Consider the following 11,782-nt stretch of genomic DNA (forward strand, 5'->3'; position numbering starts at 1 on the left):
GAGCCGTGGATCGAGGGTGGTTATGAGCATCATGTTGCCGGACTGGGCCGCTGGCATCATCGGTGTGCTCGGCGGCGGCACGTGGCCCGAGGCCGACGAGGATGCGTTGTTCGCCCTGGGCGCAGCGTGGAAGCAGGCAGCCGGTGATCTGAAGGCTCTCGACACCGACCTCGCCGACGCCAAGTCCGCGGTCGACGTGGCGTATCCCGAGGGGAAGGGGCATGACGCGATCGTCGCGGCCCTGGACCAATTCGTCACCGGCAACTCCTCGTTCGACACCCTGTCCGGGTTCATGGACCAGCTCGGCGACTATTCGGACGGAACCGGTGCGAGCATCGAGCACAGCAAGCTGCAGATCCTGGTCGCCGCCGCGGTGACCGTGGCGATGCTCGCATCGGCGGCCATCCCCGGCTGCCAGGCGGACCTGCCGCTCGCCTGGGCCATGCTGCGGATGGCGCTGATCGGGATCCTGCAGGAGTTGTTCATCGAGCTGATACAGCTGGAAGAGGGGCACATCAAGAGCCTCGACGGCTGGGAGATCGCCTTCTCCGGTGCCAATATGGCGGCGAGCGAGCTGGGTGGCCGGTTGTTCGGCAAGGGATTCGGCAGTCTGCTCGAAAAGATGCTCGCCGGTCCGATCGGCAAGGCCGTCGGCGAGGATCTTCTGAAATCGTTCGCGGGAAAATTCGGCCAGCAGGCGCTCATCGGAATCGCCGGGGGCACAGGAGGACTCGTTGCCGGCACCGTGGCCGGCGAGGCGCAGTCCACCATCATGCGTGGCCTCACGACCGGGGACTGGCATCTGGACAAGCCCGAGTTCTCGACCAATATGTTCCTGAACCTGGCGGTGAGCACCGGGCTGCATTCGGCCCTCTCGGAGCACGCCCCGGGGACGACGGCGGACACCACGGCCGCACCGGACGTGCCCACCGTCACCCCCGACGTTCCGGTACCCGATACGGGTACGGCGCCGACCGATGCGATAACCACCGATTCGGCGTCGCCGAATGGAATCCCTGCTCGGAGCGCTCCGACTGTCACGGAGCAGAGCGGCGGCACGGCCAACGACAGCGGCCCGATGATCGGTCGCAGCGAAAGTCAGGTCCCCACAGTCGATTCCGACGCGAATCAGAACAAGCCCCCGGAGCAGGCCGCGGCGGAACCTCGTACCGGGACGCTGAAGACCGCGGCGCCGGGCCCGGTGCGGTCGAGCCCGGTCACATCGAGGCCGGTGACATCGGATACCGCTCCCGTATCGGACGAGATCCCCGGGCAACCAGCGCAACCGGCTGCCTCGATCGCTAGCAATTCCGCATCGGAAATCCCAGCGCCTATGCGCGATTCGCCCATCTCTGCCGCGCCGACGAACGAAACCGCCACGCCGATACCGGGTCCCGCAACGGCCGACGAAACAACAACGCCGGTACCGGCCTCCGCGACGGCGGCGGGCGTGCTCCCGGATGCCTCGACCACCGGCGCCCGGGGCAGCGGACCGTCGAATCCGCAGACCGATCTCGAGCCACTCCCCGTGGCGAATCGGTCCACGGCCGTCCCGGAGCCGTCTACGCCCGCGCTGGATCCCGTTGCCGCCGACACGATTTCCCGTATCGATCAGCCGACCGGCAACGAGACGGAATCGCAGGGCGCCGCCGCTCCCGCGGCGCCGCAGAAAACACAGGACACGGGAAAATCTCAGGTACCGGCCAGCGACCGGGTTCCGGCCTCGAAGGAGGGGGCGCGCAACGGCCGTACCGAGACCGTGGGTTCCAAGAGCCCGAACGAGCGCCCCACCCGCGCCGTCGTCTCCGCCGATGATCCGGCCGCCCCGAGGGCCGTCGATGCCAAACCCCAGTCCGAGATCCAGGCTCGCGCGGGAACCGCGATCGAGGCGAATCCCGCCGACAAGAGTTTCCGGATCGGCAGCCCGGTCGAATCCGACGACCCGTCACACCAGGACCTTTCGGCGACACCGCCGGAGAATCCGCAGCAGTTACCGGAGAATTCGGCGGAACAGCCGTCCGATCAGGATCGGGCCGCCATTGCGCGTGCGCGCGGGACCCTCGCGACGCTCGATCGGTACGAGGGCGAGCATCCGCCGCAGATCGCTTCCGTCCGAACAGACCCGGATCAACCATCGGCGTACGAGTGGCGGCGCTATCCGGATCACCCCGACGGACCGCTCAGCGTCGTCCGTATCCCCGTGGATATCGCCGTGGATCCGAGCAGCGAGCCCGCCACCGGCGATCGTCTGGAGGCGGGGCTGTGGGAGAAACTCCGGTCCGCCGGTGACTCCTTGTTCAATCGCGGCCACACACTGCCCTCGGGTGATCGGTTCCTGGCCGAGCTGGTCCCCGCCACCGACGAGGGCAGCGGCGCCGTGAGCCTGTACCTCACCGAAAACGGCGAATTCGGCACCCTCCATGAGGGCACCACCGTCGACGACCTCGCCCAGCGCCTGCACCAGGACCTGGGTTTGGAGCCCGGATCCGGCCACGGCCTGAGCGAGGACGACCTCTACAAGTTCAGCCGGGCCATCTGCAGGGTGAACACCGACGCGATGCTGGGCGGTCTGGAGCACATCCAGCGCCTCGGCAGGTACGCCGAGCTGGAGGATCGCGGAAACCAATACGATCTCGAGGACATCCTGCGGATGCCCGGAGAAAATAGGTTCCGGATCGGGGTCAACCCGGAGGAATACAGGCGGCTCATCAATCCGGGCGGTCTCGCCGCGCCCGGTCGCGGCGACAACTGTGTCATAGCCTCCCTCTCCGCGCTGGCGACCTTCTACGGCGACCCGACGGTCTCGGTGCCCCGCGCGCCCACCGTGGTCGACGGCGAGATGACGTACACCGGCGTGGGCGATGCCGAGTGGCGGCAGATCGGTCCCTGGATGGGCAATCGCCCGTGGGACAACTTCAACGACGGCACGAGGACGATTCCCGAGCAATTCGATGCCCTGCGCGCTCGGATCGAGAGCGCAGGGCCGGGATCCGCCGCATTGGTGGGGTGGGGGTGGAAGGTATACGACGCCGAGCAAAATCCGCTGTTCAACCCGGACGGGACACCGATGGTCAACAGTGGCCATGCCATCGTCCTCGTCTATCCACACGACGCCCAGGGTCCGGTGTGGTTCGATCCACAGTCGGGCGAGATCATCACGGACCCCCGCCTACCGGAAGATGTGGTGCAGGAAGCGGCATCGCTGGAGTACGTCGCATTCGAACCGCCTGGAGGAACCCCAGATGCCACCGGAACTGAACACCGAGGAACAGGTCAATCACTATCTGACACAGGCATTCGGAACGACCCGACGCTTCCGGGTGATCCCCTTCGACCACTGCTGGGTGTGCCAGGCGACGCTGTCCCCGGAGCAGATCGCCCGGAGGGAACACCTGGGCCTGGGCAGCTACCTGGTGGACAGGCGAACCGGGGTGGTCACGACGATTCCCAGCTCGACGCCCCCACACCTGGCGGGGAAGCGGTACGACGAGTCGGTCCGGATCGGCCGGCCCCTGCTGGGACGGCAGATCTATCCGCACCTGTCCCGGGTGATCATCCGGCGAACGCGGGAGGATCCGAAGACGATCGAATACCAGGTGCGGATCGAATCCCTGGCCCAACCTCCGGAACCGACCAGGGAATACCCCCTGGAGATCACCAAGACCAGCCTGGCCTGCCGACCGGCGACGCCACCGGGGGCGAGCGTGGCGGCCTGGGCGCAGTGGCAGGCCCGCACGAACGGAACCTGGCCGGAACAGGGGACATTCGAGGAGTAGAGCCCTCCGCGGAGGGGGGCGGCGGCCCCCTTCCGGGCGCCTCCGGCGAGCAGCTCGAACCCTGGCAGCGGGGTATCGGTGCGCACGGCGACGCCGAACAGCCCACGCCGCCTCCGGAATCGCAGCCCGACAGACCGTTCTCCCTGTCGACCACGCCGAACGGCCACGACGTCGAGGCCGCTGCGACCCGGCCCGCTGCGGTCGAGCCGCCAGGTCCGTCGAAGCCGGGGGCACATCCGGACGAAGGCGCCCAGCGGACATCCCGGCAGCCCGACGGGTCGGACGGACCCGTCCGCCCCCGGCTCCGTCCCGTCAGGCTCACCGCATTCGAGGGCGAAGACACGAATGAGCCTGCGCCGCATGCCGAGATGCCCGGCACCCTGGCATCGGGCGAATCACCCACATCGCATGAATCCGGACCTGCCCGCCTCGTCGCGGCGCGCAAGCAGGCCGTCCAGGAATTCAGGGCCGCGTTCCGGGACGGGGCTCCCGAGGAGACGCTGCGAGAACTGGCTCGCCGAGCCGGGCAGGCGCTCAGGGACGAGCACAAGCTACTGATGGATTCGCTCAACGATCTGCCCTACGACGATGTTCTGCGGCAGCTCGACCTGCTCGATCTCCGGGACGCCCCCCTCCAGGAGCAGACACCCGTCCAGGACGTGGAGCGGGCGCTGTCCGGTACGGGCTCGGCACCGGGCGGAAGGGAGCTGATCATCGGCGGCGGGCGTGCATTCCGGCCGCTGGCACGCGGCGAGTTGACCGTCAACATCGATCCGGAGGCCCGCCCTCACCTGAAGGCGGATGTCGCGAAGATGGATGCGCTACCCACCGGGACATCCGGTAAGGCCGTATTCGAGAATGTGGGACTCGATCAGCTCACCGCGTCCGCCGCCGCCCAGCTTCACCGCGTGCTCGAGCCCGGTGGACAGCTGGTGATGACGACGGGCCCGAGGTACTTCGCCGAACAGGGGTTGCGCGAGGCCGTCATCCGCACGCTGGAGAATGCCGGATTCACCGATATCCGATGGGAATTCAACGAGGAGGCCGATATCCGGCCGTTCTTCGACCGGGACGACGAGGGCACCATTCTGCTGTACTCCGACGGTGAGCCCCGGCTGCGCTGGGTGCCGGAATCACCGTTTCAGGTCACCGCGACGAAGCCGGGCTCCCCGGAGGCATCTGCGGATGACAGTGCGGCGCCGCGAAATGCCGGGACCACGGTTCCGGACGCCCCGGCCCGGCCTCGGCTTCGTCCTGTCAGGCTCACCGGATTCGATACCGGGGACTCGAATCAGCCCACCAGACCTGACGCCCCGGCCCGGCCTCGGCTTCGTCCCGTCAGGCTCGCCCCGCTCGATGCCGGGGACTCGAATCAGCCTCCGCCGGTTGTGAATCCGGCCGGTGGCGGATCGGGTGGTGGTGACCATGGTCCCGACATCAGCGAGTTGCCCACGCGGCCCGGAGGCACACAGGACGAGACCGCGAACGCGTACGGTCAGGGCCTGCGGCCGCAGGGCGCGAACCCGAACCCCCAGGGGCCGATCACGGTCGACCAGATCACGCCGCCGCAGCCGGGCGGCGGCGATGAAGCCGCCCAGATGGCGGGTGGGCAGCAGATGCAGCAGATGATGCTGCCGCCGGAACAGTCACAGCAGCATGCCCCGCAGCAGCCGGATATGTCGCCGAATCCGCCTGTCCGCGAGGCGGTTCCGAAGATCATCGATCCGCGAGACCTCGTTCGCCAGCAGGTGATCCTGAACCGGGAGCAGGACGAGCTGAACGTCCGTGACAATCGGCGCATCGCCACGGAACAGGCGCTCGCCGACGAGCGCCTTGCCGCCCAGAACGAACTCGACAGGGCGATCAGGGAAAGCCGGGACGTGCGGAACCACACGGCCCGGGTGCGTGCGGCGCAGGACGCCGAACAGCAGTTCCGCAACCAGGCCGACCCCGACCTCGACGAGCTCCGCAAGCGAGTCGCCGACCGGCAGCAGGCGGTGAACAAGGCCCTGCGTCAGACCGGGCGTCCCCCGGCGGGCCTGTACGACAAGGTCGCGAGCGCGGAGGCCGAACGGCGGGCCCTGCGCGGGCAGCGGGCGGGCGTGCAGACACTACTCGATCAGGTCAAGGCGCAGATTGATGCCCTGCGGCAGCACGGAAACGGCGCCGATCCGGATGTGGCCCAGCGGATGAAGGAACTGCTGGACCAGCGTACCCAGCTGATCGGGGACAAGATCGGGCTCGACGAGAAGTGGGTTCAGGCCAATATCGCCGTCCACAGCCTGCTGCGATTCGGTAACGACCAGAGCGGGGCCACCGTCGATCTGAGCAGTGCCCGCGTGATCGCCCGATTCGAATTGCCGGTCAGCGGCAACGATCGGATGCAGGTGAATTTCACCAGGCAGATGCTCGACGAGCAGGTGCGCAACGGCAACCTGTCCCCGATTCTTCCCGAGGAGCTCCGCAGGCCGATCAGCGCGGTCCGCGCGGTGCTCAATGAATCCGGATCGACACCCGAGCGGGTGCGGGCCGCGCTCGACGCGGCGCGCAGCCAGATCGATCTCGCCGCGCGGAATGTTCCCGATCCCAGGGTGACCGCCTACGCCCACAGGTTGATCAATGAACTCGAGACCGGATCGAGTCTGCCCGAACAGCATTGGTGGCAGCGGGCGGCGTGGCGCAGCGGCGTGGTGGATTCTCAGTCGGTCACGAAGACCATGCGGGTCGGGGCGGATATTGTGGAGGCCGGGAACGGGACCCGTTATCTGCGGTTCAACAGGCTGACCGACATGATCGCGTACGAGGCCAATAGATATTACTTCGGGTCCGGCGTCTGGGACGGGCTCTCCGATGTGTTGCCGCCGGTCGACCACGAACTGCTCTGGCACGAACACTTCGGCCTGGGCTATTCGGCGTCGGCTAATACCGCGGTCGTGGAAGCGAGCGGCCGGCGATTCGAGCAGAATGTGGACCAGCGCGATTATTTTGCCGTCAAGATCAATCCTCTCGCTCCCGGCCCGGCCTTCATCGAACAGCATGTCAACTTCTGGCCGGAGGCGGAGTCACAGCAGGATCCGGCCACCTTCGACCCCGCGCTGAACCTGCACGATGTCGACAAGGTAACGATCAAGAACTACTGGGCGGTCAACCCGAGAATATTCTTCAACCATATCGCCCTCGCCGATGTCCCACTGACGGCAAGGATCGTTATGGACACCGTGTTCACCAGTACCGACAACGGTGCGCCGACGGGGGCCGTCAATTACTCCCTGCAGCTGATGGGGAGTTATTCGGTCCTCGAGAATCTGGTTCAGAAAACCCTGCCAGGCATACTCGGTGCGAACCATATCACGGTGCCGCCGGATTGGGCGCTGAAAATTCCCGATGTGGGCGGCGACTCCACCATCTCCCTCAATCTGAACAAACTCTTCGGCGGTGGTGCCGGGGCGGAGATCCCACCGGAGATGCGGGATGCCCTGGCGCGCGCGGGCATATCCGTCGACCGGAACGGCAATCTCGCGAACCCGCCGGATCGGTTCCCCAGGCTGCCCCCGCCATAGGAACGTCGAACGAGCTCTCGATCGAGCAAACCCAGCCAGAAACAGCAGGAGATCATCATGGGTGGCCAACCGTACAGTGGCGAGCCGGACCTCAGCGATCCGGGAAGTCTGGAGACGCAATGGTCGAATCTGAGCAAATCGGCAGGCCAGGGTTCTTTTGGATTCGCCCCCTCGATCGCCGCCGACTGTGTCAAGGCCTGCATCGCCGCGATCGAGAGTCTGCAGGGGCTGCGACAGAATTCGACCAAGCTGCTGACCATCCCCAACGGCGCGTTCGGTACGCTGCCCTATCATTCGGGCGATCTCCTGGAGGCTGCGTTCAACAAGCTGGTCGGCAATATGAACGACTCCCTGGACGTGCACTCCAGGATTCTGACCGATATGGGTGACACCTTCATCTCGGCCGCCACGGCCTATGCAAAGGCCGACCACGAATCGACATCGAGTTTCACCAATCTGTCCGGAGAACTGCACAACCCGACACCGGCCGCGCTGCAGTACGGCGTAGATACCGACTCGCTGAGCTCCCTGCCGGTATACGGCCAGAGCCGCTACAATAATACAACCGGAAACGTTCCGGGATTCAATGTTCCGGAATTCAATTTCCCGGTCGACTACGAAAATCTTCCCGCGCTCGCGACCGGAGATCAGCCCGGCAGCATGGCCGCCTTTCAGCTGGTCACACTCGGTCAGACGATAGACAACAAGCAGGTGTATACCGCCGCCAACAACTGGACGCACCTGTACCTTCAGCTGAACAGTACCCGTACCACCCTGGCGCAGCAGATCTCGAAGGCAATGGAATCCGGTAGCTGGTTCGGATACGGAGCGAGTTCCGCGAACGAGGCGGTCTACAACGAGGTGTGCATCCTCGCCGATCTGGCCTCTCACGCCATGCTGGTGGCGAACAATCTGGCGTATGCGCAGGATTGGCTGGCTCAAGCGAAGGCCGCGATGCCGACCTCAGCCACCGTCACCCAGAACGGCAAGAGCTATCCGATGGACGCGGCGACGCTCAACAGCTACCGGGATCTGTACCAGTCCACATATGCCAGCCAATACGATAAGTCGCGAAAAGATGTGCCGACCATCGTCGCGCCGCAGAGTAAGAACAACAACGGAAACAACCAGAACCAGAACGGCGGCAATAAGGGTAATAACAACGGCGGCACGAATAACGGCAACAACGGGGCGGCGAACAACGGCTCGAGTTCCGGCGCCGGATCTCACTCGGGAGCCGGTGCGGGTTCGCAGTCGGGTACTGGTTCCGGTGCGGGTGTTCACTCGGGGTCCGGTTTCGGTGCGGGCTCGGTGTCGGGGTCCGGTTTCGGTGCGGGTTCGCATTCGGGTTCCGGTTCCGGTGTAGATTCTCAGTCCGGCTTCAGCCCGGGGAGCGCCGTAGGCTCCGGCGCCGCCGCTTCGGGCGCATCGACCGCCGCACAGCAACAGGCCCAGGCCGCACAGGCTCTTCAGCAGGGTTTGCAGACCGGTCTATCGGCACTGCAGCAGGCATTGCAGGCCGGGCAGCAGGCCGCCCAGCAGGCGCTGGCCGCCGGACAGCAGGCCGCGGCGCAGAATGCGCTATCGGCGCTGACCCCCTCGGACATCGCCGGCCTGGCCGATAAGGCCGCTGCGCAATTCGGTGGCACCGCGGCCGGATCCGCCGGCAGTGGGATGGGAGCGGGTGCGGTCCAGGCGCTGGGCGACTATCAGGGGCAATCTCGCCTGTTTCCCCGGGCTGGTCTCATCGGTCCGACGGCCCCCGGCTCACCAGCGGTCGCGGTGCCGGGCGTGGCGGCCGGCAGCATGCCATCAACAGGCTCGCCCATGGGCGGCATGGGTGGCGCCGGACAGAACAGGGACAACGACAAGGCCCACAAGCGCGCGAAATACCTCGATTCGACCGCCAATCTCGACGAGGCATTCGGCACCGCGCCCGATATGGCTCGCCCGATCGTCGGCGCCGCCGATCCGGCAACCGAGCAGGCCCAGCCGGTTGAGCAACCGGTCACCGTGCGGACCGTCGAGGGCGAATCGCAGGAACCGCCGGTCTCGTCGCGCAAGACCAAGGTTCGCGTCCACAGGCCCGATCAGGGACAGGGGCGGCAGATCACGGTCTGATCGTCGCCGCACGTGCTCCGGTAATCACCGTGTGGATCAGAGCGATTCGTCGCGGATCGCCGTGACGATCGCGGCGATGCGATCGTTGATCAGGTCCACCAGGCCACGCGCGTCCACCGGCTTCGCGATCGCCGGATCGCCGGGCAGGATCGCATACCGCCCGTCGCCGCGTCGATCGCGCCACTCCAGGCGGTGCCGGGTCGTGCCGCGCACCCCGAATTTCGACCGGGCCTGCACGATGTCGAGCCTGCCGACGGTGTCGAATCCGGCGCGGGTAAACGCCCGATACCGTTGCGCGGCACTGTCGTCCCCGATGTACACCGGCGACAGGCCGTATTCGTAGTCGACATCCTCGGCCGAGGCGCCCGGCACGACGACCTCGCCCAACTCGCCCGCCGGCATCTCCGGCAGCGCGGCGACCACGACGGCGGCCAGCTCGGGCACCTCGCATTCGGCGAGGTCGTAACCGCCGCTGTGCCAAATCGTCTCACCGGGGCGCTGAACGACGACCGCGGCCAGACCTGCCCGGCGCGCGCCCAGGACCCGGATGCAGCCCTCCGGATCCTCCATATCCTGCCCGTCGTAACCCTGGACCTCGATCCGGATGTCCGGCCCACCGAGCGCATCGACAATGGACCGCAGTTCCAGATCGTTCAGGGTGCGCAACCGATCGAGTACCCGCTGTTTCTCCGCCCGGTACTCGTGCTCGTCGGTCATCCGCTCGGTGTATATCAGCGGCGCCGGCAGCCAGTCGTGATGCACGCTGTCCCACAGCGTATTCCACCCGAAGTCCGTGAAACTCCACGCGCGACCCATCCGGCTGTGCTCCGATCCCTCATCCGTATGGCGGGGATCCGACGAATCGCGTGGGCACACGACTCGTCGGATCGCACACGCATTTTCGCAGTTTCCGCACGACTCGGCTCGGCGCCGAAAGACATTTCGCCCAGCGCGGGTGCGATACACGGAGGTGGGTGAGATACTGTCACCGTGTTGCAGCCTCCTCCAGTGACACCGCCACCCTCGCTGATCGCTCCGCCCCAGGCACTCACGAGCCGGGATCTGGACGGCGTCCTGCGCGTGCTGGAAGACTGCGAGCGCGCACCCTCCGCCGGTGATCTGCGGGCCGTCGCACTGGAGGCCATGGCGCGTTATCTGGGATATCGAGAGACCACGTTCTTCATGGGCGAGACGTTGCAGGACTGCTTCGTCGACGATACCGCGATACTCAACGGCCGCGTCGCCGGTCTGCTCCCGCAGTACCTGGAACACTGGCACCGATACGACCCATTCGCGCGGCCGCCGTCCGTCGGCTTTCTCGCTCGGTACGACGTGGCGTCACTGGACTGGTTTCCCCGCCCCAGCCGACCCGATATGCGTAACTACCTGGACAGATTCCTGTTCGCCAACAGCATGCACGCCAAGATCGTGATTCTGTTGCGGAGTTCCCGTGCCGTTGCTGCGATGGGTGTGCTCGATTCGGAGTCGGGCGCGTTCGGACCCCGCGATCTGGCCCTGGCGCGGCTCATCGGGCGTCATCTGGGCGGTCTGCTGGATCTGCATCTCGCGGCGGACAACACCGCCGCTCCGGCTGTTGCCCTGTCCCCACGACAAGCAGAGGTGGCGGGACTCGTCGCCGACGGCCTGACCAACGCCGAGATAGCCCAGCGACTTCACATCGGTGTCGACACGGTGAAAAAGCATCTTACCCAAGCTCTTTCGATAACCGGCTGCCGGAACCGGACGCAGCTTGCCCTTCGCCTGCGCGGGACGCGGTCGTAGCGGCTCCTCCTGCTGGCCGCGGTGCACCAGGATGAACACGCTCTCGTGCGGTGCCCGGTTCATCGGCAGCGGAGTGGGGCGGCCGACGACGTCCGGCGCCCGGCACGACCTTCGCCGGCGAGGGACTCACGGCCGAGCAGTCCACTGGACTGCAGAACTCCGTGAACGGCGGCCGCCAGCCCTGGCGCCTGGACCGAGTCCAGGTCGCAAAGTCCTTCGTGCAGGGCCGATTCGGCTGGATCAGCGTGCAAACGAGCATCGTCACCGGCGGAGATCGCCTGCTAGGCCCGCCGAGGTAGGCCAGCGGCCACCGCGTCGGCGCGGGCGTGGCCCGCGCTGGTCCGCACGCGGCGGGTCGCTGGCCACGACACCGTCGATAGTCACTTCTGCAGGCTGACCGACGCTGGCGATGAGAACCGTTGCACGGCAATCGGATCGTCATCCGCCCTGAGCGTCGAAGCAGTTCACCGACGGCAAACCCAAGCCACTCAGACGATCTCGAGTTGATATGCAGCCTGGACCCAGAAGCCACCGGGCTCGTAC

5 protein-coding genes are annotated in these 11,782 nt (G+C 66.5%); 4 read left to right on the forward strand and 1 reads right to left on the reverse strand.

All coding sequences use genetic code 11. The features are described 5' to 3' along the window. Positions 1–22 precede the first annotated feature (22 nt). Positions 23–7,336 (forward strand): WXG100-like domain-containing protein, encoded by a 7,314-nt coding sequence (locus tag KO481_RS40175; protein ID WP_215923807.1) that lies wholly within the window; start codon positions 23–25, stop codon positions 7,334–7,336. Between the two features lie 57 nt (positions 7,337–7,393). Beyond that, positions 7,394–9,457 (forward strand): PPE domain-containing protein, encoded by a 2,064-nt coding sequence (locus tag KO481_RS40180; RefSeq protein ID WP_215923808.1) that lies wholly within the window; start codon positions 7,394–7,396, stop codon positions 9,455–9,457. 36 nt (positions 9,458–9,493) lie between these two features. Here the strand turns inward: KO481_RS40180 and KO481_RS40185 are convergent, their stop codons facing one another. Further along, the gene (locus KO481_RS40185) at positions 9,494–10,273 is read right to left on the reverse strand and encodes an ESX secretion-associated protein EspG (protein ID WP_215923809.1); all 780 of its coding nucleotides are present in this window, start codon (positions 10,271–10,273) and stop codon (positions 9,494–9,496) included. Positions 10,274–10,465: 192 nt separating this feature from the next. On the opposite strand from KO481_RS40185, the gene KO481_RS44575 reads away from it, so the two are divergent. Further along, the gene (locus tag KO481_RS44575) at positions 10,466–11,239 is read left to right on the forward strand and encodes a helix-turn-helix transcriptional regulator (protein WP_215923810.1); all 774 of its coding nucleotides are present in this window, start codon (positions 10,466–10,468) and stop codon (positions 11,237–11,239) included. Positions 11,240–11,289: 50 nt separating this feature from the next. After that, positions 11,290–11,538, forward strand: coding sequence for a hypothetical protein (locus tag KO481_RS40195; protein ID WP_215923811.1), 249 nt, complete (start codon positions 11,290–11,292; stop codon positions 11,536–11,538). The last annotated feature ends 244 nt before the right edge of the window (positions 11,539–11,782 follow it).

The sequence above is a fragment of the Nocardia albiluteola genome (assembly GCF_018860155.1).
In the GTDB taxonomy this organism is placed as follows: domain Bacteria; phylum Actinomycetota; class Actinomycetes; order Mycobacteriales; family Mycobacteriaceae; genus Nocardia; species Nocardia albiluteola.

Excerpts from the sequence above, each read along its gene's own strand:
- KO481_RS40175 (WP_215923807.1), top strand. The coding sequence starts at position 23 with ATGAGCATCATGTTGCCGGACTGGGCCGCTGGCATCATCGGTGTGCTC.
- KO481_RS40180 (WP_215923808.1), top strand. The coding sequence starts at position 7,394 with ATGGGTGGCCAACCGTACAGTGGCGAGCCGGACCTCAGCGATCCGGGA.
- KO481_RS40185 (WP_215923809.1), bottom strand. The coding sequence starts at position 10,273 with ATGGGTCGCGCGTGGAGTTTCACGGACTTCGGGTGGAATACGCTGTGG.